Source organism: Alcaligenes sp. SJTW-7 (assembly GCF_047716895.1).
Lineage (GTDB): Bacteria > Pseudomonadota > Gammaproteobacteria > Burkholderiales > Burkholderiaceae_B > Alcaligenes > Alcaligenes ammonioxydans.
In genome coordinates this window covers 2,604,779-2,627,098 of the sequence record NZ_CP136682.1, presented here as the reverse complement: position 1 = coordinate 2,627,098, position 22,320 = coordinate 2,604,779, and the positions used below count along the sequence as shown (strand labels likewise).

Annotated in this window: 20 protein-coding genes; 14 read left to right on the top strand and 6 right to left on the bottom strand. The window is 56.1% G+C overall.

Annotated elements, in window-relative coordinates:
• Positions 1-4: 4 nt before the first annotated feature.
• The 8 genes from RSQ48_RS11805 to rarD all read left to right on the top strand — a co-directional run bounded on the left by RSQ48_RS11805 (position 5) and on the right by rarD (position 8,234).
• The gene (locus RSQ48_RS11805) at positions 5-1,510 is read left to right on the top strand and encodes a DegQ family serine endoprotease (protein WP_003800949.1); all 1,506 of its coding nucleotides are present in this window, start codon (positions 5-7) and stop codon (positions 1,508-1,510) included.
• Between the two features lie 243 nt (positions 1,511-1,753).
• Positions 1,754-3,547 carry a translation elongation factor 4 gene (gene lepA / locus RSQ48_RS11800; RefSeq protein ID WP_219234958.1) on the top strand — a complete coding sequence of 598 codons (1,794 nt, stop codon included), beginning with the start codon at positions 1,754-1,756 and terminating at the stop codon, positions 3,545-3,547.
• Positions 3,548-3,612: 65 nt separating this feature from the next.
• Complete coding sequence (lepB, locus tag RSQ48_RS11795; protein WP_003800944.1) at positions 3,613-4,497, top strand: signal peptidase I; 885 nt, start codon at positions 3,613-3,615, stop codon at positions 4,495-4,497.
• The gene (gene rnc / locus RSQ48_RS11790) at positions 4,497-5,255 is read left to right on the top strand and encodes a ribonuclease III (protein WP_003800943.1); all 759 of its coding nucleotides are present in this window, start codon (positions 4,497-4,499) and stop codon (positions 5,253-5,255) included. The genes lepB and rnc overlap by 1 nt, the downstream gene beginning before the upstream one ends.
• Positions 5,252-6,142 carry a GTPase Era gene (gene era / locus RSQ48_RS11785; protein ID WP_003800941.1) on the top strand — a complete coding sequence of 297 codons (891 nt, stop codon included), beginning with the start codon at positions 5,252-5,254 and terminating at the stop codon, positions 6,140-6,142. The genes rnc and era overlap by 4 nt, the downstream gene beginning before the upstream one ends.
• Positions 6,135-6,725, top strand: a complete 591-nt coding sequence (recO, locus tag RSQ48_RS11780; protein WP_415301823.1) for a DNA repair protein RecO — start codon at positions 6,135-6,137, stop codon at positions 6,723-6,725. Before era ends, recO begins: the two co-directional genes overlap by 8 nt.
• Position 6,726: 1 nt before the next feature.
• Complete coding sequence (locus RSQ48_RS11775; protein ID WP_003800938.1) at positions 6,727-7,332, top strand: PIN domain-containing protein; 606 nt, start codon at positions 6,727-6,729, stop codon at positions 7,330-7,332.
• Positions 7,329-8,234 (top strand): EamA family transporter RarD, encoded by a 906-nt coding sequence (gene rarD / locus RSQ48_RS11770; RefSeq protein WP_003800936.1) that lies wholly within the window; start codon positions 7,329-7,331, stop codon positions 8,232-8,234. Before RSQ48_RS11775 ends, rarD begins: the two co-directional genes overlap by 4 nt.
• Before the next feature lie 190 nt (positions 8,235-8,424).
• Here rarD and epsC read toward each other — a convergent pair whose 3' ends face one another.
• The 4 genes from epsC to RSQ48_RS11750 form a co-directional block, all read right to left on the bottom strand.
• Positions 8,425-9,354 (bottom strand): serine O-acetyltransferase EpsC, encoded by a 930-nt coding sequence (epsC, locus tag RSQ48_RS11765; protein WP_003800935.1) that lies wholly within the window; start codon positions 9,352-9,354, stop codon positions 8,425-8,427.
• Positions 9,355-9,626: 272 nt separating this feature from the next.
• Positions 9,627-10,337 (bottom strand): Bax inhibitor-1/YccA family protein, encoded by a 711-nt coding sequence (locus tag RSQ48_RS11760; RefSeq protein WP_003800932.1) that lies wholly within the window; start codon positions 10,335-10,337, stop codon positions 9,627-9,629.
• 81 nt (positions 10,338-10,418) lie between these two features.
• Positions 10,419-10,841 (bottom strand): DNA polymerase III subunit chi, encoded by a 423-nt coding sequence (locus tag RSQ48_RS11755; protein WP_415301822.1) that lies wholly within the window; start codon positions 10,839-10,841, stop codon positions 10,419-10,421.
• Positions 10,842-10,843: 2 nt separating this feature from the next.
• Positions 10,844-12,337 carry a leucyl aminopeptidase gene (locus RSQ48_RS11750; RefSeq protein WP_003800929.1) on the bottom strand — a complete coding sequence of 498 codons (1,494 nt, stop codon included), beginning with the start codon at positions 12,335-12,337 and terminating at the stop codon, positions 10,844-10,846.
• 56 nt (positions 12,338-12,393) lie between these two features.
• Between RSQ48_RS11750 and lptF the strand changes: the two genes are divergently transcribed.
• A complete protein-coding gene (gene lptF, locus RSQ48_RS11745; RefSeq protein ID WP_003800927.1) occupies positions 12,394-13,503 on the top strand; it encodes an LPS export ABC transporter permease LptF in 1,110 nt (369 codons plus the stop codon).
• Between the two features lie 71 nt (positions 13,504-13,574).
• Here the strand turns inward: lptF and RSQ48_RS11740 are convergent, their stop codons facing one another.
• Positions 13,575-14,468 carry a LysR family transcriptional regulator gene (locus RSQ48_RS11740; RefSeq protein ID WP_003800925.1) on the bottom strand — a complete coding sequence of 298 codons (894 nt, stop codon included), beginning with the start codon at positions 14,466-14,468 and terminating at the stop codon, positions 13,575-13,577.
• 166 nt (positions 14,469-14,634) lie between these two features.
• Here RSQ48_RS11740 and RSQ48_RS11735 point away from each other — a divergent pair, with 166 nt between their 5' ends.
• The 3 genes from RSQ48_RS11735 (at position 14,635) to RSQ48_RS11725 (ending at position 17,706) form a co-directional block, all read left to right on the top strand.
• Positions 14,635-16,128, top strand: coding sequence for a CoA-acylating methylmalonate-semialdehyde dehydrogenase (locus RSQ48_RS11735; protein ID WP_059317996.1), 1,494 nt, complete (start codon positions 14,635-14,637; stop codon positions 16,126-16,128).
• A gap of 86 nt (positions 16,129-16,214) precedes the next feature.
• Positions 16,215-17,162, top strand: a complete 948-nt coding sequence (locus RSQ48_RS11730) for a CysB family HTH-type transcriptional regulator (RefSeq protein ID WP_003800920.1) — start codon at positions 16,215-16,217, stop codon at positions 17,160-17,162.
• Positions 17,163-17,370: 208 nt separating this feature from the next.
• On the top strand, positions 17,371-17,706 hold the full coding sequence (locus tag RSQ48_RS11725; protein ID WP_131070728.1) for a DUF2325 domain-containing protein: 336 nt from the start codon (positions 17,371-17,373) through the stop codon (positions 17,704-17,706).
• Positions 17,707-17,814: 108 nt separating this feature from the next.
• Here the strand turns inward: RSQ48_RS11725 and RSQ48_RS11720 are convergent, their stop codons facing one another.
• A complete protein-coding gene (locus RSQ48_RS11720) occupies positions 17,815-18,534 on the bottom strand; it encodes a C40 family peptidase (RefSeq protein WP_193353487.1) in 720 nt (239 codons plus the stop codon).
• A gap of 344 nt (positions 18,535-18,878) precedes the next feature.
• Here RSQ48_RS11720 and RSQ48_RS11715 point away from each other — a divergent pair, with 344 nt between their 5' ends.
• Complete coding sequence (locus RSQ48_RS11715) at positions 18,879-20,183, top strand: MFS transporter (RefSeq protein ID WP_003800915.1); 1,305 nt, start codon at positions 18,879-18,881, stop codon at positions 20,181-20,183.
• A 96-nt stretch (positions 20,184-20,279) separates the two neighbouring features.
• The gene (acs, locus tag RSQ48_RS11710) at positions 20,280-22,265 is read left to right on the top strand and encodes an acetate--CoA ligase (protein WP_415301821.1); all 1,986 of its coding nucleotides are present in this window, start codon (positions 20,280-20,282) and stop codon (positions 22,263-22,265) included.
• The last annotated feature ends 55 nt before the right edge of the window (positions 22,266-22,320 follow it).

Here is a 22,320-nt window from a genome sequence, read left to right as displayed (position 1 = left end):
TTGAATGGAAAAATCGAGTAAAAAAATGCGTATTCCTGTTCTCTCGGCTTTGACAGCTGCCGTGATACTGGCAGCGGGTGCGCCCATGGCTTACGCGCAGGCCCAAGCTGTCACGACAAGCGAGCAGGTCCAGAGCACAACGCTCGGTCTGCCTGATTTCACGGGAATCGTTGCCAAAACCGAGGATGGGGTAGTCAACATCCGCACTACAGAGGCAGTGCAGGTACGCTCACCGGCCATGGGCCCCGGCTCAGACCCGTACGATATGTTCCGTTGGTTCTTCGGACCTGACTTCATGCCTCCTGGCATGACGCCTCAGCGTCCTCATGGCGGCAATAACGCTCCACAAGCTCAAGAGCGCACCGTACCGCGTGGCGTCGGTTCGGGTTTTATCATTTCAGCTGACGGCTACATCCTGACCAATAATCATGTGGTGGCAGATTCCAACGGCATTTTTGTCACCCTGAGCAATGGCAAGGAATACCCGGCCAAGATCATCGGTACGGACGAACGTACGGATGTGGCTTTGATCAAGATTGAGGCCAAAGATCTGAAACCCATGGTGATTGGCGATTCCAAGCAACTCAAGAAAGGGCAATGGGTTCTGGCCATTGGGTCGCCTTTTGGCCTGGAGTCCACGGTCACTGCCGGCATTGTCAGCGCCATCAATCGTGAGACAGGGGACTACCTGCCTTTCATTCAGACCGACGTAGCCGTCAACCCCGGTAACTCGGGTGGGCCGCTGATCAATCTGAACGGTGAGGTTGTGGGTGTGAACTCGCAGATCATCTCGCGCAGTGGCGGCTTTATGGGTATTTCCCTGGCCATCCCGATCGACGAAGCCATGAACGTGGTCGAGCAGCTCAAGACGGACGGCAAGGTAACGCGCGGTCGCATCGGTGTACAGATCACGCCGGTGGCTGATGATGTGGCTACTGCGCTGGGCCTGAAAGACAGCAAGGGCGCCTTGGTCAGCAGCGTGGAAGAGGGTGGTCCGGCCGCCAAGGCTGGCATCCAGTCCGGTGATGTCATTCTGAAATTCAATGGCCGCAGCATTGACCAAATGACGGATCTGCCACGTATTGTGGGCAGCACCAAGCCAGGCCAGAGCTCCACGCTGGAAATCTGGCGCAAGGGCAAACTGCAGACCGTCAAGATTAATGTCGAGGAAATGCCTTCCGGCAACCCGGTTGCTGCCGGAAAAGATCAGAAAGACGCGCCGGCTGCCAGCAGCACCGATGCGTTTGGTCTGAAAGTGACGGCAGTGCCGGAGGCCGATTTGAAGCGCCTGGGGGTAGAAAGTGCGGTTCAGGTCGTCGACGTGGGCCCTCCTGCCAACCAGGCCGGTCTGCAACCAGGTGACCTTATTTTGCGTGTCAACGATAAAGACGTAGGGACGCCAGAGCAATACGCTAAAATGGTGGCTTCCTTGGATAAATCCAAAGCAGCAGCCCTGCTGGTTTTGCGTGCAGGCCAGTCGCAATGGATTTTGATTACGCCATCGAAATAAAATTTTTCTAAAACGGCTAAAATGGTAGTGATTGATGGACTCCGGCCCCTGGCCGGAGTTTCTCCGCCACTACTCGAGGGTGTAGTCAGCTTCGAGTAGATAATGGCTCCACGTGCGCCCGTCTGACAGGACGGGTCTTGCGTTTTCGGCGCGTGGACTGAAAAGGGGCGTCATGGGCGCCCCTTTCTTGTGCCGTCCCTTCTGGCATTGCGCCTCAACATTTCTTTGTTTAGTAACGGGTTTATGGATCACATCCGCAATTTCTCTATTATTGCCCACATCGATCATGGCAAATCGACCTTGGCTGACCGCCTGATCCAACGCTGTGGTGGCCTGGCCGACCGCGAGATGTCGACCCAGGTTCTGGATTCGATGGACATCGAGAAAGAGCGTGGCATTACGATTAAGGCCCAGACCGCGGCTTTGCACTACAAGGCTCGGGATGGCAAGGTATACAACCTGAACCTGATCGACACCCCCGGCCACGTCGACTTCTCCTACGAAGTCAGCCGCTCCCTGTCGGCCTGTGAGGGTGCTTTGCTGGTGGTGGACGCTTCGCAAGGGGTGGAAGCACAGACCGTGGCCAACTGCTATACCGCCTTGGACCAGGGCGTGGAAGTGATTCCCGTGCTCAACAAAATGGACTTGCCTTCGGCTGATCCTGACGCAGCACGCCAGGAAGTAGAGGACGTTATCGGCATTGATGCCAGCGATGCGATTGCGGCCAGCGCCAAGACCGGTCTGGGTATTGACGATATCCTGGAAACCATTGTGGCGCGTGTTCCCCCGCCAGTGGGTGATCCGTCTGCTCCACTGCAAGCTCTGATTATTGACTCCTGGTTTGACAACTACGTGGGCGTGGTCATGCTGGTCCGCATTGTCAATGGGGTACTCAAGCCCAAGGAAAAGATTCTGCTGATGGCCACGCGTGCGACGCACCTGGTCGAGCACATCGGGGTCTTTACGCCCAAGTCTGAAAACCGTCCGCATCTGTCTGCCGGTGAGGTGGGCTTTATCATTGCAGGCATCAAGGAACTTGAGCACGCCAAGGTGGGCGATACCATCACCCTGGCGGGCAAACCAGCTGAAAGCGCGCTGCCCGGCTTTAAAGAAGTGAAGCCCCAGGTGTTCGCGGGTCTGTATCCGGTGGAAAGCAGTGAATACGATCAACTGCGTGACTCGCTGGAGAAGCTGAAGCTGAACGACTCCTCCCTGATGTTCGAACCTGAAGTGTCCCAGGCGCTGGGTTTTGGTTTCCGCTGTGGCTTTTTGGGCCTGCTGCATATGGAAATCGTCCAGGAGCGTCTGGAGCGTGAGTTCGACATGGATATCATCACCACCGCGCCGTCGGTGGTGTACGAAGTCGAGCGACGCGATGGCGAAGTGCTGATGATTGAAAGCCCTTCGCGCATGCCGGAAGTCGCACATATTGAAGACGTACGCGAACCCATTGTTGTGGTTTCGCTGCTAATGCCGCAGGAATACGTGGGCCCGGTCATGACCCTGTGTACAGCCAAGCGCGGTTTGCAGTTAAATATGACCTATCATGGCCGTCAGGTGAACCTGGTCTATGAAATGCCTTTGGCCGAGATCGTGCTGGACTTCTTTGATCGGCTCAAATCCGTTTCGCGCGGCTATGCCTCGATGGATTATGAGTTCAAGGAATACCGCTCGGCGGACGTGGTCAAGGTCGATATCCTCATCAACGGTGACCGGGTCGATGCGCTGTCCATGATCGTGCACCGCAGCAACGCCCGTTACCGCGGCCGTGAAGTGGTCGCCAAGATGCGATCCCTGATCCCGCGCCAGATGTTTGATATTGCGATTCAGGCCGCCATTGGTGCCGAAGTGATTTCTCGCGAGAACGTCAAGGCACTGCGCAAGAACGTGCTGGCCAAGTGTTATGGCGGTGACATCTCTCGCAAGAAGAAGCTGCTTGAGAAGCAAAAAGCCGGTAAGAAGCGGATGAAGCAGGTTGGAAACGTGGAAATTCCGCAGGAAGCCTTTTTGGCAATTTTGCAGGTCGAGGATAAGTAATGCTGGGGGCCGGCGGTTCAAGCCGGCCACAGCCAGGACTGCTTTAATTTCTTTAAAGGAAACCGATGAGCTGGGATTTCGCTCTGATTTTGTTTGTACTGCTGATATTGACTGGCGCAATCTGGTTTTTGGATCGTTTCTCCTTGCGGGCACGTCGTCTGGCGCGCGCGCAGGCTGCGATGCAGGCGGTACCGGAAACGGCAGCTCAAGACCCCGAGCATTTGCAGCAGTTGCGCCAGGAAGCCTATGACCAGGCCAATCGCATGCCGTGGTGGATTGAGTATGGTGTCAGTTTCTTCCCGGTCATTTTGTTCGTGTTTGTACTGCGCTCTTTCATTATTGAGCCATTTCGCATTCCCTCCGGCTCCATGCTGCCTACACTGAAAAATGGCGATCTCATTTTGGTGAACAAGTACGAATATGGCATTCGTCTGCCTGTCAGTGGCACCAAGGTGGTGCCCTTGGGTCAGCCCGAGCGGGGCGATGTGATTGTGTTTCGCTACCCTGTGGACACCAGCGTGGATTACATCAAGCGCGTAGTTGGCGTGCCCGGTGACCGGATCGAGTACCGTGACAAAGTGCTGTCCGTCAATGGACAGGTTATTACCCAGGTGCGCAGTGGTGATTATTATGAGCCGGATCGTTCTGCCTATATCGGGCGCTATCTGGAAGAGCTGGGCAAGGTGCAGCACAACATCCTGTTGAACAAGACACAGCCGCAGGGACTGATGCCCATCGTGGCGTTCCCCCATCGCGACTCCTGTGAGTATTTCTCCAATGGCATCTCGTGTGTCGTGCCTGAGGGTAATTACTTCGTTATGGGGGATAATCGCGACAATAGTCTGGACAGTCGTTATTGGGGCTTTGTACCCGATGAGAATATTGTGGGACGCGCCTTTTTTATCTGGATGAATTTCCGCGAACTTAGTCGTATAGGTCGCTTCCATTAATGAAACGTCTTGCTTTGCTTGAAGCCGCTATCGGCTACTCCTTTAAAGACATAGGCCTGCTGGAGCAGGCCTTGACCCATCGCAGCCACAGCGCTCGTCATAACGAGCGTCTGGAGTTCCTGGGCGATTCGGTTTTGAACTTCACGGTTGCGGCCTTGTTGTTTGAGCGCTTTCAACGTATTGACGAAGGCGATCTGTCGCGTCTGCGCGCTAATCTGGTCAAGCAGGCTGCCCTGGCTGAAATTGCAACGCGCCTGGGTTTGTCGGATTATCTGCGCTTGGGGGAAGGGGAGCTCAAGAGCGGCGGTTTTCGTCGCCCCTCCATTCTGGCCGACGCCCTGGAAGCAATATTTGGCGCTGTTTTTCTGGATGCCGGCTTTACGCAAGCCCAAACCGTCATCACCCAGCTGTATGAACCCATGCTGGTCGATGTGGACCCCAAGACCTTGGGGAAAGACCCCAAAACCTTGCTGCAAGAGTTGTTGCAAGGCCGAAAGCTGGATTTGCCGGTGTATACCGTGGTGGCCACGCATGGCGCTGCTCACGATCAGCTCTTCGATATTGAATGCACGATCGCCAAGCTCAATATCCATGTGCAAGCCAGTGGCAGCAGCCGGCGTGCTGCGGAACAAGCCGCCGCCACACAGGCAATCGCTATTTTAGAAGCTGAATTTCCAGCCAAGACGACGCGCGCCAGCCGCCATCGTCGCCCCTCACAATTGACTCTGCCCGTGGCGGTGTCGCAGGAAACACAATGACAGATACCCCTTTTCGCTGCGGGTTCGTGGCTATCGTAGGACGGCCCAATGTGGGCAAGTCCACACTGGCCAATGCCCTGATCGGCAGCAAGATCTCGATCGTATCGCGCAAGGCGCAGACGACCCGGCATCGCATCAACAGCGTGTTGACGCGTGAGCATGATCAGATGGTGTTTGTGGATACCCCCGGCTTTCAAACCAAGCACGGCGGCGCCATGAACCGCATGATGAACCGCGTGGTGACTCAGGCTCTGGCCGATGTGGATGTGGTGGTGCATGTGGTTGAAGCCGGTAAGTGGTCCGCGGCAGACGCTGAGCTGTTGCCCATGCTGCCCAAAGGCGGCAAAACCATTTTGGTGATCAATAAGGTTGACGCACTCAAGAGCAAGAATGACTTGTTGCCTTACATTGCTCGCCTGTCCCAGGAGTTTGAGTACGGTGCAGTGATTCCGGTCAGTGCAGCAAAACGCCTGCAACTGGAGCCTTTGCTCGATGAGATCGCCTCGCGTCTGCCCGAGGGCGAAGCCATGTTCGATGCGGATACCATCACCGATCGCTCGGTTCGTTTCATTACCTCAGAGCTGCTGCGCGAAAAGATCTTCCGTCTGGTGGGCGATGAATTGCCCTATGGTTGCACCGTTGTCATTGAACAATGGGATGAGAACGAGCAGGGCGCGCGCATTGCGGCTTGCGTCGTCGTCGAGCGCGAGAGCCATCGTCCGATTCTGTTGGGAGCCGGTGGCATGCACATGAAGCGCATTGCAACTGAAGCTCGCCAGGATATTGCCAAGTTGATCGACAAGCCGGTGTTCCTGGATGTGTATATCAAGGTGCGTAAAGGCTGGTCTGATCGTGAAGCGGTCCTGCGTGACCTGGGGTATGAGTAATCCCCGTCATCGCTTTCAGGACGAAGCGGGCTACATACTGCACACCAGTGCCTGGCGTGAAACGTCTCTGATTTGCCATGCCTTTACACGCAACCACGGACTGGTGCCGATGGTCGCGAAAGGCGCGAAAAGGCCGCATTCCATTTTGCGGCCTGCTTTGTCTGTGTTTCAGCCTTTGTTGTTGGCCTGGTCGGGCAAAAACGAAGTCAAGACATTGACGCGAGCGGACTGTGCCGGAATTCGGCCTTTAAAGGGACGTGCCCTGATGTCGGCCTGGTATATGAATGAATTATTGATTCGTTTGTTGCCACGCGAAGATCCCCATCCTGTTTTATACGATGCCTATGAGGAAGCCCTGGTACATCTGGCCCAGGTACCTCGTCCTCCTGTGGCGGGAGCCTTGCGGCGCTTTGAGTGGGTGCTGCTGACCGAGACAGGCTATGGCTTTGATGAGCCCACGCCTGATTTTGACGATCCTGTTGGGGAGCCTGAACTGCGCATACGCTTGCGTGAACGGCTCAACAGCCTGTTGGGCCGCCCCTTGCATACCCGCTCTGTTCTTATGCAGCTGCAACGCTATTGATATGGCCGCCTCTCTTCCTGCCGTGCTGGTTCTCGATACCTGCGTACTGATTTCCAATGTGTTGCGCCGTCTGCTTTTGGCTCTGGCCGACGAACAGTTGTTCAAACCTGTCTGGAGCCCGGTCATCGGGGATGAATGGCGTCGCAATGCGGGCCGCCTCTGGAAGGTCATGCCATTGTCCATCGAAGAGCAATGGGAGCAGTTACAGCAACGCTATCCCGAGGCGGATTTGGGCGACAGCAGCGAGTTCAAGAAAAACCTGCGCTACTCTGATGCCAAGGACTGGCATGTGATTGCCAGTGCTCGTCTAGCACAGCAGCGCTACCCCGATCAGGCAGTCGGTATCCTGACGCGTAATCTAAAAGACTTCAATCGTTCTGAATTGCGTCGCCTGGGGATCAGCTTGTGGGAGCCGGACCAACTCTTGGGTTTGTATATGAGCGCTTATCCCGAGCTGATGCAGCGTTTGCTCGATGCCTTGCCAGCCTTGATGTTGACACCCGAAGCCCAGGCGTTGGATACCCATACCTTATTAAAGCGTGATCGCTTGTTTAGCGTAGGCCAGGCTTATGCACGGCGACAGAAAATGGACGAGGCACATTCATGAAGCAGGGAGTATTGCTGTCGGTTCTGGCCTCAGCCTTGTTCGCTTGTCTGTATTACTATGCCACGGTCTTGCATCCGCTCAGTGGCGAGCAGATTTTTGCCTGGCGTATTGTCTTGGGTTTGCCCGCTTTGGCATTGGTGATCACCCGCGCGCGACGTTGGCGAGAGGTGCGTTGGGTACTGCGTCACTGGCCCGGCAACTGGCGCTATTTTGCCCTGTTGCTGCTGGCCGCCGCCTTGGTGGGCGTGCAGCTCTGGATTTTCGTATGGGCGCCCTTGCATCAAATGGCACTGGACGTATCACTGGGCTACTTTCTGTTGCCGCTGATGATGGTGCTGGTGGGGCGGGTGATTTACAAGGACAGGCTAAGCCGCATGCAGTGGATTGCTGTTGCTCTGGCCGGCCTGGGGGTGCTGCATGAGCTGTTGCGCGTGGGAAGCGTCTCATGGGCGACCGCTGTGGTGGTGATAGGCTACCCACCGTATTTTATGTTGCGCCGTCACCTGCGGCTGGGTTCGTTGGCATCGCTGTGGTTTGATCTGAGCTTTTTGTTTCTACCCGCATGCTGGCTGCTCTTTGTGCAAGATACACAGATGTGGGGCGTATTTGCGGACGAGCCTCGTTTGTTCTGGCAGGTGCCGGTCCTGGGCCTGATCAGTTCAGTGGCTCTGGTCAGCTACTTGTCTGCCAGTCGGCAGTTGCCCCTGGCCCTTTTCGGAATACTGGGCTATGTGGAGCCTGTCCTGTTGTTCTGGGTGGCCTATTTGCTGCTGAATGAGCCTATGAGTGCCAGTCAATGGTGGACCTACATTCCGATCTGGATTGCGATTTCTTTAATGGCGCTGGAAGGCTTGATCAACATGTGGCGTCCAGGTCCCCCCGTGCCGCCCCCCAAGGTATGAGGCTTGGGCATGCTGCGCCTGCCAAGCCTGATAGTGGGCAACTCGCTGGCGTGAGGGTTGCGCCGGAAATGAATCCTCAGTAAAAAAAACGACTCCAGCGATATGGAGTCGTTTTTTTATGAGGGTGATCTTTTCATAAAGACCGGAGGCAGCAAGCCCGCCTCAGTTCCGTGTCACCGCCTCAGATGGTTTAGAGCAGTTTTTCTGGACAGTCGGGCTGATTGCGCAACAGGTTGGCCTGGGTCACCGAACAACCAGCTGGTACGTCTTCGGTAATCCAGACATTTCCGCCAATGGTCGAGCCTGCCCCCAATGTGACACGGCCCAGAATCGTGGCGCCGGCGTAAATGACGACGTCGTCCTCCACAATCGGGTGACGAGGCTGGCCTTTGAGCAGCAAACCTTTTTCATCCTTGCTAAAGCGCTTGGCACCGAGTGTGACTGCCTGGTAGATACGCACCCGCTTGCCGATAATCGCCGTCTCGCCAATGACAACGCCGGTGCCGTGGTCAATGAAGCACGAATGGTCAATTTGCGCACCTGGATGAATATCAATGCCCGTCTGGCTGTGAGCCAGTTCAGCAATGATGCGCGCCGTCAGGGGCAGGCCCAGATTGGTCAGGGCGTGGGCGATGCGGTGATGGATCATGGCCAGCAGACCCGGATAGCACAAAAGCACTTCATCCACGTTGCGGGCGGCTGGATCTCCCTGGTAGGCTGCCACCACGTCCAGATCCAGGGTGCGGCGCAAGTCGGGCAGTTTATTGGCAAAGGCCTGGATGGCCTGATGAGCCTGGTTTTCAATCGTTTCACGATCGTATTGATCACCACGCAGCAGCGCTGCGCGTTGCAGCTCGATACGGGCTTGTTGCAGCAGCGTGTTCAGTGCCTGTCCCAGGTGGTGTCCTACAAAGTGGTCTTCATACTCGCGACGTAGTTCCGGGCTGCCCAGACGCATCGGAAACAAAATTCCTTTGAGCTGCTCGATCACTTGAATCAGAGCTTGTACCGACGGAAACTCCTGTCCCTCAAGCTCGTTCAGGCGTTGATGCGCCTGTCGCCATTCTTCGCGAGCCGCACGCAGATTATCGACAATATGTTGAGTTTCAAAGACTGCCACCAGTGTTCTCCAAAGGGGAAATTTTTCTATAAGGTTTACTATACCTGCGCGTCTGGGCAAGGACACGAAAAACAGGATGATTCATCAGGGTGATTCAGGGCCGCGACAGCCCGCTTGAAAAGTCCGCGCAGGCACACCCCAAGCCGATGGAAGGGTGGGGTGCTCAGGCTGGATGAGCAAGGCCTGAAAAGGGTCTTTCAGCGTCGAGTGCGGTGGATAGGATAAAAAAAGCCCCCTTCGCAAAGGGGGCAGGGGTGTTCGGGTTTGCGATCTTATTCGCGGTTACCACCCAATATGCCCAACAGCATCAGCAGGTTGCTGAAGATGTTGTAGACATCCAGATAGATGGCCAAGGTGGCTGACACATAGTTGGTCTCGCCGCCATTGATGACGCGTTGCAAGTCCACCAGCAAAAAGGCTGAAAAAATGCCAATCGCCATTACGGAGATGGTCAGCATCAATGCAGGCAGTTGCAGAAAAATGTTGGCCAGGGCGGCTACCAGCAAGATAACGGCACCGACAAACAGAAACTTCTGCATGCCGCTGAAGTCACGCTTGGTGGTGCTGGCGACGGTTGCCATGGTGGCAAAGACCGCAGCGGTTCCGCCAAAAGCCAGCATGATTAGTTGAGCGCCATTACCCATGCCCAGCACAAAGCCGAGCAGGCGCGACAACATGATGCCCATAAAGAAGGTAAAGGCCATCAGCAGGGCGACGCCCAGCGAGCTGTTCTTGTTCTTTTCGACCAGGAACATCAGGCCAAAGGCACCGACCAGAAAAACAATGGCACTCAGACCAGGGCTGGCGCCCATGACCCGGTTAATGCCCGAAGACAGGCCCAGCAAGGCTCCCAAGACGGTGGGAATCATGGACAGGGCCAGTAGCCAATAGGTGTTGCGCAGGACGCGATTGCGAGCAATCAGCGACTGGGCGCCCAGGGTGCCGTTATGCTCGGGCAAGCTTGATTGACGAAATTCGCTCATGATGAGTCCTTAGAATGCAGAGAGATCATGAATCAAGAATAACTGACATTTACCTGAATAATCAAGAAGCTTCTTGATTGTTCAAGTGCCCAGCTTATGGGCATGCACTTGGCAACCCTGTGTCTGGTACACACGCCAGCGTTCGCGGGCCTGGGTACGGTCGGTTTCCCGTTCAGAGACAATTTCCAGAACGCGTGAAAACTGCTCGAAACCGGGTGGGCACTGCACATCCAGATTCAACAGCCAGCTTTGCTCATCGCGGGCTATGGGGGCGGTGCTGGTCAGCAGTACAGGTGTCTGGGCGGCCAGGGGGTCTCCGACGCCTACATGTGGCACAAAGGCCGTGGATTCAAAACCCCACAGCAATCGATCGAAGCGAGCCAGTTGACGGGGGTCGGAGAGATAGACCACCACCTGACGACCCGCCTCGTAGTGCTTGCGCACGACCTCGCAGGCCATGCGCAAGCGATCTGGCGCGCCGAAAGCAAAATCGACGCGAGTCATGCTTAGCGACACTGATTAAGCAGGTACTGAACCAGCAAAGGCACGGGACGGCCCGTGGCGCCCTTGTCCTTGCCACCGCGCCAGGCGGTACCGGCGATGTCCAGGTGAGCCCAGCGGTAGGCTTTGGTAAAGCGCGCCAGGAAGCAGGCGGCGGTGACGGAACCGGCAGGTGGCCCACCAATATTGGCCATGTCTGCAAAGTTCGAGCGCAATTGCTCCTGGTAGGCATCATCCAGCGGCATGCGCCAGGCGGTGTCGCCCGTTTGCTTGCCCGCTTGCAGCAGTTCCTCGGCCAGTTCGTCGTCCGGCGAGAACAGACCTGTATTGATGTGGCCCAGGGCCACCACGCAGGCACCGGTCAGGGTAGCCATGTCGATCACGGCGGCCGGTTTGAAGCGCTCGACGTAGGTCAGGGCATCGCACAGGACCAGGCGACCTTCGGCATCCGTATTCAGGATTTCAATGGTCTGGCCCGACATGCTGGTCACCACATCGCCCGGCTTGTTGGCGCGACCGCTGGGCATGTTTTCGCAAGAGGCCACGACAGCGATTACTTCGCGATCAATATTGAGTTCGGCAATGGCACGCATGGTGCCCAGAACGCTGGCAGCACCGCCCATGTCGTACTTCATCTCGTCCATATTGCCGGCTGGCTTGATGGAGATACCGCCCGAGTCAAATGTCAGACCTTTACCCACCAGAACGATAGGGCCGTCCTCGTGCTTGGTCTTGGTGGTGGGAGTGTGACGCAGCACGATGAACGCTGGGGGTTCATCCGAGCCTTTGGCCACCGACAGAAACGAGCCCATTTTCAAGGCTTCAATCTGCTTGCGCTCGAGCACTTCGGCTTTGAGTGTCTTGAATTCCTTGGCCAGTTGCTTGGCTGTCTTGCCCAGATAGGTGGGCGTGCAGATATTGCCGGGTAGATCTGCCAGCAGACGCGTCAGGTTGACACCGTTACCAATGGCCTGGCCTTGCTCCAGACCGGCTTTGGCTTCGCTGGCCTGGGTGCGGGCTGTCCACAGCAGGAACTGGCTCAGTTGAGGAGCGGGTTCGGGCTTGCTGAGTGTGGCCGTATAGCGGTAGCTGGCTCGGCACACCGCCACGGCGGCATCTTGGGCCCGGCTGCGCAAGGTCGTGCCTTTGCAGTCGATGCTGGCCAAGGCCGACACAGCTTCTTTCAGGTCCGCTTTCAGGCAGTAAGAGGCCAGACAAGCCTGTGCCTGTGTATGCGTTTCTGCTTTGTATTCCTCTTGGGCGCCTAAGCCGACTAAAATAACGCGTTCGGCCTTCACACCGGGCAGATTGCGCAGCACCAGATGGGTGTTGGGCTTGCCTTTAAACTCGGCTTTCACGGCAGCGCTCACCGCTCCGTTGCTGGCGCGGTCGATAAGTTCCGCTGCGGGGCTTAGAATGCCCTCGGTAAAGACGCCCACGCCGAGCGCGGCTGTCTTAATTTGGTGCAAAGAAGCGGATGTCTGTGTGCTAAATTCCATTCAACTATCCTCAGTGTGTCGCAAATCGTACCTGCGATTATCTCGCAAATTCTCATATGTCTCTATTTAAACGCTCTGCGGTATCCGAAATCTTAAGTCACAGTGGCGTGGTGCTGTCCACTTTGCTGATTGTGTGGCTTAGTGTACTTCTGGTACGTTTGCTGGGCGAAGCCGCCAATGGTGCCATTGGCCCTGATGTGGTGCTGGGTCTGGCCGCCTTTTCCAGTATTACCGCCTTGCCGATCATTTTGGCCGTTTCCCTGTTTATTGCCGTTCTCACTACCGTGACGCGCAGTTATCGCGAGTCTGAAATGGTGGTCTGGTTCGCCAGCGGTTTGTCCCTGAAAAACTGGATCACGCCTGTGCTTCAGTGCGCCGTACCCGTAGCGATCCTGATCGCTGTGTTGACCTTGCAGGCCTCGCCCTGGGCGTATCGTCAGATCGCCGAGTACCGGCAGCGCTTTGAGCAACGCTCGGACTTGAGCAAGGTGACCGCCGGACAATTTATCGAGTCTGATGACGGCGCGCGCGTGTTTTATGCGGATTCGCCGGAGCAAGAAGGGGACGAACTGGGTAATGTCATCGCTCGCGTGATCGATCCGCAATGGTTGAGCATTGTGACGGCGCAAAGCGCTCGGATGGAGGAGCAGCCCAATGGCGACCGTTTTCTGGTTTTGAGCGAAGGTCACCGTTATGACTTGAAGCCGGGGCAGGCAGAGTTTCGCATGGTGGATTTTGAAAGCTATGGCATGCGTCTGGAAAGTCGGGATGCGGGCAATACCGCTGAAACCATCCGCGCTCGTGCAGAGCAGCAGATCAAGGCCCGCCAGACGGGTATGTTGCTGACGGATGATAACAACGAAGCGCGCTCCCAGATCATGTGGCGCGTGGCCTTGCCCCTGGCTGCCTTGAATCTGGCCTTGCTGGCCATCCCCCTGGGAGCGGTGAATCCGCGTCTGGGCCGCTCCGGCAATATTCTGATGGCGGGATTGGTGGGGCTGCTGTACATGAATCTGATCAACCTGTCGCGAGGCTGGATCCGAAACGGTCAGTTGGGTTTTGAGCTGGGTCTATGGCTGGTCCATGCGATCTTCTTGTTGATTATGGTCTTTATGATGTGGCGTAAGTTACGCATCAAGGCCCCCAAACCGCCTGCAGCGAGCTGATAGAGAGCATACCAGCGTCGTCCTGCCCCTTTTTTGGGGCTTTCCCCATTACGCTGGATAAAGTGGCCGGCTCAGGCGCCGTCCAGCAGGTCTTGCCGCTCCGCCACGGATTGCTTGAGAAAATGCCACAATCGCGTCAGGCTGGGATTCTGGCGTTGCTCTTCGTGGCAGAACATCCAGAAGCGACGGCGTAGTTCGACCTGATCGGGCAAGACACAGCGCAGTCGCGGATCGGTTTTCGCCAGAAAACAGGGCAGCACTGCAATGCCTTGGCCTTGCAAGGTGGCCTGATATTGCGCAATGACGCTGGTGCTGCGAAAACGCACGGCAGCCGATCGGACTATCTCCTCCAGATAGCGCAGACTGTCGCTGAATACCAGATCATCCACGTAGGCGATAAAACGGTGTTGAGACAGATCCTGCACCGTCTCGATGGGCGCGTGCGCGGTCAGATAGTCTTGATGGGCGTAGAGCCGCAAACTGTAGTCTGCCAGACGGGTACACCAATAAGGCCCGCGTTGGGGGCGTTCCAGCGCAATGGCCAGGTCAGCGTCCCGACGCGACAAGCTGATTGGGCGGGGGACAGGTAGCAGTTCCAGCGTCAGTTCAGGATACTGGGCCTGGAACACACTTAAGAGCGGGGTCAGTACGTAGCTGCCAAAGGCCTCGGTACAGCCCAGGCGCAGCTTGCCCGTCAGCGGCCTTGCCTTGCCCGTGATCGCATCGCGCGCGGCCAGTAAACGGCTTTCCACCGGTTCCATTTTCTGCTGGAGGTTTTGTCCCTCGCTGGTCAGGCTATAGCCGCTGACTGTGGACTTATGAAACAGGCGCAAGCCCAGCTCCTGTTCCAGAGCCTGGATGCGGCGTGCCACGGTGCTGTGTTGCACCCCAAGGCGCTGTGCCGCCACGCTGATTCGTTGACAGCGGGCCACCTCCAGAAAATACCGCAGATTATCCCAGTCCATGGTGAGTAGCCCGTCCTGAAAAAGACTTGTGCATAAATGCCCAGCTCCTGTGCAATTTTCAACATGGTAAACAGGTTCTGAGGCCTCTACACTCAATGAGAACCCTCATACAAGGGGGATAACAAAATAAGGCTTAGCCGCCTGAGCAATTCATTGGAGACAGGTTATGACGGAAGTGGTTCGTGTTCCTTTGCTGATTGATGGACAACATGTGCAGTCCAAGAGCACCCGCTGGGACGATGTGCTCAATCCTGCCACCCAGGAAGTGGTGGCCCAGGTTCCTTACGCCACGATGGACGAACTGGAAACAATCATCGCCAGTTCGGCCAAAGCCTATGAAAGCTGGCGTCATTCCAGTCAGGGCGCCCGCATGCGCGTCATGCTTAATTTGCAGCGACTAGTGCGTGAAAACAGTGCCAGGCTGGCCGAAGCCATCTCCCGTGAACACGGCAAGACCTTGCCCGATGCGGAAGGTGAAGTAGGCCGGGGGCTGGAAGTGATTGAGTACGCCTGCTCGATTGCCTCAATGCAGTTGGGTGAATATGCGGAAAACGCGGCCGGTGGTATTGACGTGTACACCCTAATCCAGCCCTTGGGCGTGTGTGCCGGTGTCACCGCGTTCAACTTTCCCGTCATGCTGCCTTGTTTCATGTTCCCGCTGGCGGTGGCCTGCGGCAATACCTTTGTGCTCAAACCCTCCGAGCAGGACCCTAGCGCCAGTCTGATGCTGGCCGAACTGGCGCTGGAAGCGGGCTTGCCCCCCGGCGTGCTCAATGTGGTTCATGGCGGAGCCGAGATTGCCAATGCCTTGGTGACGCATCCCGAGGTCAAGGCCGTGTCCTTTATTGGGTCTACTGCGGTTGGCACTGAAATTCACCGTCGTGCGACAGAAGCCGGCAAACGTTCGCAGGCGATGATGGGAGCGAAGAACCATTGCATCGTGATGCCTGACGCAGATCGTGATGTCGCCATTAACCAGCTCCTGGGTGCTGCTTTCGGCGCGGCTGGTCAACGTTGCATGGCAATTTCCGTTGCCGTGATGGTGGGAGAAACCGGTGAGTGGGTTGATGAACTGGTCAAGCGCGCGGCAACCATGAAGGTGAATGTGGGCACAGACCGCCAAGCCGATCTGGGACCGCTGGTGTCGCCTCGTGCCCGTCAGCGAGTTGAGTCCTTGATTGAATCCGGCGTACAGGAGGGGGCCTCGCTTCTGCTTGATGGCCGGGGTGTGAAGGTGCCGGGATACGAGAATGGCAACTTTGTGGGGCCAACCATCTTTAACGATGTCAAGACCGATATGCGTATTTACCAGGAAGAGATTTTCGGTCCTGTCCTGTGTATCGTGCGCGTCAACACCTTGGAAGAGGCGGTGCAGTTCGTCAACCGCAACCCCAATGGGAATGGTGTGTCCATCTTTACTCAGGACGGCGGCCATGCGCGTTACTTTCAAAACCGTATCGATGTGGGGCAAATCGGGATCAATATCCCCATCCCAGTGCCCGTGGCCTGGTTCAGCTTTACCGGTTCGCGCGCGTCCAAGCTGGGCGACTTGGGCCCCAATGGCAAACAGGCCGTTCAGTTCTGGACACAGACTAAAACAGTGACTGCCCGTTGGCAGGCTCATGCCAATACCATGAACACAACCATCAGCATGACGTAATGGTTGAATCTAAATATATAACTTAATGCAATAAGCGAGCTGTTTCTTATTACATATAATAGCCCTGTACCTAGGGCTATTATTATATGAATATTCAACAATTCCGCTTTGTCCGAGAGACCATCCGACGTAACTTCAATCTGACTGAAGCCGCTCGTTCGCTGTATACCTCCCAACCAGGAGTGTCCAAGGCGATCATCGAGTTTGAAGATGAGCTGGGCATCAAGATTTTTGAACGTCATGGAAAACGCATCAAGGGCCTGACCCGACCGGGAGAGGCCGTCGCCGAGGTGATTGACCGCATCATGCGCGAGATCGATAACCTCAAGCGAGTCAGCGATGACTTCGCCCGCCGGGACGAAGGGACATTGGTGATCGCATGTACCCACGCCCAGGCACGTTATTTGCTGCCCAAGGTCATACCCGAGTTCCGTCGCCGCTTTCCCAAGGTGCATATGTCCCTTGCCGAGGGCAGCCCGCCTGTATTGGCTCAGATGGTCATTCATGAGCAGGCCGATGTGGCCATCGCTACCGAGACTCTGGCGCTGACGCCGGGCCTGGTCGCTTTGCCCGTCTACACCTGGGAACACACGGTTGTGGTCACACCGGATCACCCTCTGGCAGACCTGCCCGCCAACAAGCAACTGTCCATCGAGACGCTGGCTCAATATCCCATCGTCACTTATGACCATGCTTTTTCTGGCCGGGGCTCGATTGATGAGGCGTTTGCCAAGCATGGCATTACGCCCGACATTGTGCTTGAGGCGATCGACGCGGACGTGATCAAGACCTACGTGGATGTCGGTTTGGGCATTGGCATTATTGCCGGTATTGCGTTTGATCCACGGCGCGACAAAGGGCTGGTGGGTTTGCCTGCCGGGCACTTGTTTGGCGCTCACCATACCAAGGTGGCGGTAAAGGCGGGGGCATTTTTGCGCGATTATATTTTTGAGTTGCTGGAGATGCTGGCCCCGGAATTGACTCGCGATGTGGTGTTGAGCGCGTTGGACGAGAAGCAGGCCAGCGGCCAGTAAGTCTCATGCGCTGGCTGCATGGGTTCAGGTCAGGGCCACCGTCAATGCACGGTGGCCCTTTTGTCTCGGCCGTCAGGGCGGTGTTGGCCTCCGCCAGTATGTATGGCTAAAGGCTATAAGTAAAAATTGAAACAAGCTATCGATTCGATTGACTATGATAATAAGAATGATTATCATTATCTAACTTTCTTAGCCAATGGAGTTTTCTGTGTCTCAATACGTCAGCGCAGTCGTGGTTGGAGCGGACCGTCTGGGCAATATTCCCGATCTGCTCAAGATCCACAATATTTCCATCAAACACCATATTAGCGGGCGTGATCCGGCTCATCAGAAAAAGACCTTGCAGTTGCCCTCGGGAACCGATCTATTGATTCTTCTGACTGATTTTCTGGGGCATAACGTCATGAAAACGTTCCGCGCAGCGGCCTTGAAATCAGGTATCCGGGTCGTCGCCTGCCGACGCTCGGTATGCAGTATGAAGCAGGCGCTGACTCAGTGCGGCTATTGTGAGGCTTGTCCGCTGGGCAAGTCCAAAAGGCACTAGAGTGGCCGCATGACTGACTGGGGCAAAGAAGGAATCGGTAAAGACTAAAAAGCCACTGTTTGATAACAGTGGCTTTTTTTGTGCTGAGGGCCGATTGACAGGGCCGTTTTATCGAACGCTGCGCAGCCGCGTCTCGGATTGCTGTGTATCGGCAGCAGCCAGGCGGCGTGCACCGTTGTAGCGTTTTTTCCAGTAACTCACCTGCATGTTTTCAACCCGCACGACCGCTCCGGTGCGTGGAGCATGAACAAACTTGTCGTCACCCAGGTAAATTCCAACATGAGAGAAGCGAGCGCCTCGGGTATTGAAAAAGACCAAGTCGCCTTTACGCAGCTCGTTGCGATTGACTGAAATCCCTTCCTTGGCAATGTCTTTAGACTGACGGGGCAGTTTCAGGCCCAGGGACTTTTCGGCTACATAGGAGACCAGTCCGCTGCAATCAAAGCCGGTGTTGGGAGCATCGCCGCCAAAGCTGTACTTCACACCCAGAAAATCGAGTGCGGCGTTGGCGAGACCATGCGTGGAAGAGGAATTCTGCTGGTTGCGGCTTTCGGCGCGCCCTTGGCGGCGATCGCTGCTGTAAGCAATATTGATGTCGTTACGGGCTCGATTGGCCAGATAAGTGCCCAGCGGATCGGACTCGGTCTGGAATTCGTAATCGGCGTAATAACCGTGATCCAGTTCTGCACGATCACTGTTTTGACTGGACTGCTGGGTACCCGTGGTGGCGCATCCTGTCAGAGCCAGGGCACCGGCGAGCAAAAGATATTTGGCGCTGCGATAAGTAATATGCAAAAGTGCGTGTGGATTCAGGTAATGTGGCGGCATGACCAGGGCTTTTTTAAGGACTTGGTGGGCAGCAGCACAACCTTGATGCCTATTTTTGCTGAAATTAGCAGCAATTGATGGGTATCAGGGCTGTAAGTATGGCTAAAAGCACATACCTTGCCGAGGGTGCTGTACGTTAGGTTGTCAGGCAGTGTACCGGAGGAAAATTACACCGTAAAGCGTTGTAGGAGGGTATTTTGCGATTGAATCATACTGTTGCAAACTGCGTCTTAGCGGGATTTTCCGGTGCTGTGCATGAGTCCAGTGCTCTTTTTTGAAGTTGGCTGCAAGTTGCGGGAAGTAGGGCGACGTTTTTGTATTTATAGGATTGAATGATGCGAGTTATGGGACAGACCCTAGGGAAAGCCCTGAATGATGGTGTGCGATTGCGCGAGTTGTGGGCGTGGGCCATGTACGACTTTGCAAACTCTGGCTACACCACCGTCATCCTGACCAGTGTCTATAGCGCCTACTTTGTGGGTGTCGTGGCCCAAGGACGCAGTTGGGCCACGCTGGCCTGGACAGCGGCCTTGTCCATCTCGTATCTGAGCATCATGTTCACCATGCCTGGCCTGGGAGCCAAAGCCGACGCACGTCAGGGCAAGCGACGGCTTTTGTTCAGCAGCACGATAGGGTGTGTTCTGGCTACGCTGATGTTGTATTGGGCAGGGCCCGGTGACATCGTCTGGGCTCTGGTTTTCATTGCACTGTCCAACTATTGCTATTGTATTGGCGAGTCGGTCATTGGGGCCTTCCTGCCCGAAATCGCCAGGCCTGAAGCGCTGGGTCGCGTGTCGGGCTGGGGCTGGGGATTCGGCTACTTTGGCGGCATGTTGGCCCTGGGGCTTTCTTTGGCTTTTCTGACGTGGGCCACCTCACAGGGTTGGACCGCTCAGGAGTATGTGCCGGGGATCGCCTTGATTACGGCCGGCTTGTTTGCCCTGTCCGCCCTGCCATCTTTTCTGTTTCTGCATGAACGTACTGCGCCCAGCGGAGCCAGACCGCAGGGCATGCTGTCCCGTCTGGCGGAATCGGCTAGGGACATACATCATCATTTTCCCGATTTTCGCACCTTGTTGCTTTGTGGGGCTGCGTATCAGGCCGGCATCGCCGTCATCATCACGCTCTCGGCTGTTTACGCTACGGAAGCCATGGGTTTTACCATGGCTCAAACCATGACCCTGATTTTCACGGTCAATATTGCGGCGGCAGTGGGCGCCTTGCTGTTTGGACATATTCAGGACCGGGTAGGTCATCGACGCGCCCTGGCGCTGACGCTGTGCGCCTGGCTGATTATGGTGGCCATTGCCGTTAGCACGAGTTCCCTGGCCGGTTTCTGGGCGGCCGCGGCCGTGGCGGGGCTGTGCATTGGCAGCAGTCAGAGTGCGGGCAGGGCAATGGTGGGTTTGTTGGCGCCCAAGAGCCGGCTGGCCGAATTTTTTGCCTTGTGGACCTTTGCCATCCAGCTGGCAGCGGTATGCGGGCCGCTGTCCTACGGTCTGGTGACCTGGCTGAGCGGCGGCAACCATCGACTTGCGCTGGCCTGCACCGGTCTGTTCTTTTTAAGCGGACTGTTTATCTTGTCGCGTTTGAATTTTCAACGAGGCATTTTGGCCAAGAATCAGGCCGATCTGGCTTGTCAGGATTGAGTAAGTAAGGCGCGTTACGTTTATATAAAATTAAGCTGGGCTAGCCATGCGCGGCCCAAGAAAAACACCAAATCTGGAAAATAAAGGAGCCAAACTATGAGCGGTCCCACGTCTATTGAATCCGTCCTGTCGGAAAGCCGGGTGTTTCCTGTGTTCCCGAATCTGGAACGCGATGCACGCATCGCTGGCATGGCGGCCTACGAGGAGCTTTGCCAGAAGGCCGAGCAGGATTATCCCGGCTACTGGGCGGATTTGGCCCGTGATCGCCTGGTTTGGACCAAACCATTCACACAGGTTCTGGACGATAGCAAGCCTCCGTTCTATAAGTGGTTCCACGATGGTGAACTGAATGTCTCGGCCAACTGTCTGGACAAGCATCTGGGTACCCCTACCGAGCACAAGACTGCGCTTATCTTTGAAGCCGATGGCGGCGAAGTTACCAAGGTCACGTTTCGCGAGCTTTATGAGCAGGTTTGTCAGCTTGCCAATGGTTTGAAGGCTCTGGGTTACAAAACGGGCGAACGCGCCCTGATTTATATGCCCATGTCGGTACAAGCCATTGTGGCCATGCAGGCATGTGCTCGTTTGGGGATTACGCACTCGGTGGTGTTCGGCGGATTTTCCGCCAAAAGTCTGCACGAGCGTGCCGTGGACGTGGGCGCTACGCTGGTTATCACGGCGGACGAGCAGCGTCGTGGCGGTCGTGCCATTCCCTTGAAAAACGCGGTAGATGAAGCCCTCAGTGCAGGTGATTGCCAGGCTGTGCGTCATGTGATCGTCTACAAGCGCACAGGTGGCCCGGTTGCCTGGCATGAAGGTCGTGACCTGTGGTGGGAAGAGGTCGTCAAGGGACAAAGCGCGGACTGCCCGGCGGTCTCCGTCAATGCCGAGCACCCTTTGTTCGTTCTCTATACCTCTGGCTCTACCGGTAAACCCAAGGGGGTGCAGCATTCTTCCGCAGGTTATTTGTTGGGGGCCATCCTCAGCGTGCAGTGGACATTCGACGCCAAGGACAGTGATGTGTTCTGGTGTACGGCCGATATTGGCTGGGTGACCGGTCACACCTTTATTACCTATGGCCCCTTGGCCGCCGGGCTTACTCAGGTTGTGTTTGAAGGCGTGCCAACTTATCCGGATGCAGGCCGCTTCTGGAATATGATTGAGCGCCACGGTGTGACCGTGTTCTACACGGCGCCGACAGCCATTCGTTCCTTGACCAAGGCCGCGGAAGCAGACGAGGCCATTCATCCCAAACAATATAATCTGGATACCTTGCGCATCATTGGTTCGGTAGGGGAGCCCATCAATCCCGAAGCCTGGATGTGGTATTTCAAGAATGTGGGTCGTGAACGTTGTCCGATTGTGGATACCTGGTGGCAGACAGAAACCGGTGGCCATGTAATCACGCCGCTCCCTGGTGCTACACCGTTGAAACCCGGCTCGTGCGGCCTGCCGTTTCCCGGCATGGACGTGGCGATTGTGGACGAGGTGGGCGAAGAAGCCGAGCGTGGCAATGGCGGTTTTCTGGTCATTCGCAAACCGTGGCCCAACATGATTCGCACGATCTGGGGTGATCCGGACCGTTTCGTGAAAAGTTACTTCCCCCCTGAGTTGAAAGGCTATTACCTGGCCGGTGATGGTGCGCAGCGTGACACCGATGGCTACTTCTGGGTCATGGGTCGAATCGACGACGTGCTGAACGTCTCCGGGCACCGTTTGGGCACGATGGAAGTGGAGTCGGCGTTGGTTGCCCACCCTCTTGTGGCAGAAGCAGCGGTTGTTGGCAAGCCTGACCCGACAACGGGTGAAGCGATTGTGGCGTTTGTGGTGCTCAATGGCGATCTGCCAGCGGGGGCGGAGGCAGACAAGATTGCTGCCGAGTTGCGCAATTGGGTAGGTAAGGAAATCGGTCCTATTGCCAAGCCGCGGGAAATCCGTTTTGGTGAAAACCTGCCCAAGACACGCTCGGGCAAGATCATGCGTCGTTTGCTGCGTTTCGTCGCTAATAACGAGCCGATTACCCAGGATGTGTCCACCCTGGAAAATCCTGCCATCTTGGATCAGTTGTCCGAAGCGCATTAATTTTTCCCCGTTCCTGTTTGACCCTGGTTTTCTCGCAGAACCAGGGTTTTTTTAT

Excerpts from the sequence above, each read along its gene's own strand:
- RSQ48_RS11805 (WP_003800949.1), top strand. The coding sequence starts at position 5 with ATGGAAAAATCGAGTAAAAAAATGCGTATTCCTGTTCTCTCGGCTTTG.
- RSQ48_RS11720 (WP_193353487.1), bottom strand. The coding sequence starts at position 18,534 with ATGCCGCCACATTACCTGAATCCACACGCACTTTTGCATATTACTTAT.
- lepA (WP_219234958.1), top strand. The coding sequence starts at position 1,754 with ATGGATCACATCCGCAATTTCTCTATTATTGCCCACATCGATCATGGC.
- rnc (WP_003800943.1), top strand. The coding sequence starts at position 4,497 with ATGAAACGTCTTGCTTTGCTTGAAGCCGCTATCGGCTACTCCTTTAAA.
- recO (WP_415301823.1), top strand. The coding sequence starts at position 6,135 with ATGAGTAATCCCCGTCATCGCTTTCAGGACGAAGCGGGCTACATACTG.
- RSQ48_RS11775 (WP_003800938.1), top strand. The coding sequence starts at position 6,727 with ATGGCCGCCTCTCTTCCTGCCGTGCTGGTTCTCGATACCTGCGTACTG.
- lptF (WP_003800927.1), top strand. The coding sequence starts at position 12,394 with ATGTCTCTATTTAAACGCTCTGCGGTATCCGAAATCTTAAGTCACAGT.
- acs (WP_415301821.1), top strand. The coding sequence starts at position 20,280 with ATGAGCGGTCCCACGTCTATTGAATCCGTCCTGTCGGAAAGCCGGGTG.
- RSQ48_RS11760 (WP_003800932.1), bottom strand. The coding sequence starts at position 10,337 with ATGAGCGAATTTCGTCAATCAAGCTTGCCCGAGCATAACGGCACCCTG.
- RSQ48_RS11730 (WP_003800920.1), top strand. The coding sequence starts at position 16,215 with ATGAATATTCAACAATTCCGCTTTGTCCGAGAGACCATCCGACGTAAC.
- lepB (WP_003800944.1), top strand. The coding sequence starts at position 3,613 with ATGAGCTGGGATTTCGCTCTGATTTTGTTTGTACTGCTGATATTGACT.
- RSQ48_RS11750 (WP_003800929.1), bottom strand. The coding sequence starts at position 12,337 with ATGGAATTTAGCACACAGACATCCGCTTCTTTGCACCAAATTAAGACA.
- RSQ48_RS11755 (WP_415301822.1), bottom strand. The coding sequence starts at position 10,841 with ATGACTCGCGTCGATTTTGCTTTCGGCGCGCCAGATCGCTTGCGCATG.
- RSQ48_RS11715 (WP_003800915.1), top strand. The coding sequence starts at position 18,879 with ATGGGACAGACCCTAGGGAAAGCCCTGAATGATGGTGTGCGATTGCGC.
- era (WP_003800941.1), top strand. The coding sequence starts at position 5,252 with ATGACAGATACCCCTTTTCGCTGCGGGTTCGTGGCTATCGTAGGACGG.
- RSQ48_RS11735 (WP_059317996.1), top strand. The coding sequence starts at position 14,635 with ATGACGGAAGTGGTTCGTGTTCCTTTGCTGATTGATGGACAACATGTG.
- rarD (WP_003800936.1), top strand. The coding sequence starts at position 7,329 with ATGAAGCAGGGAGTATTGCTGTCGGTTCTGGCCTCAGCCTTGTTCGCT.
- RSQ48_RS11740 (WP_003800925.1), bottom strand. The coding sequence starts at position 14,468 with ATGGACTGGGATAATCTGCGGTATTTTCTGGAGGTGGCCCGCTGTCAA.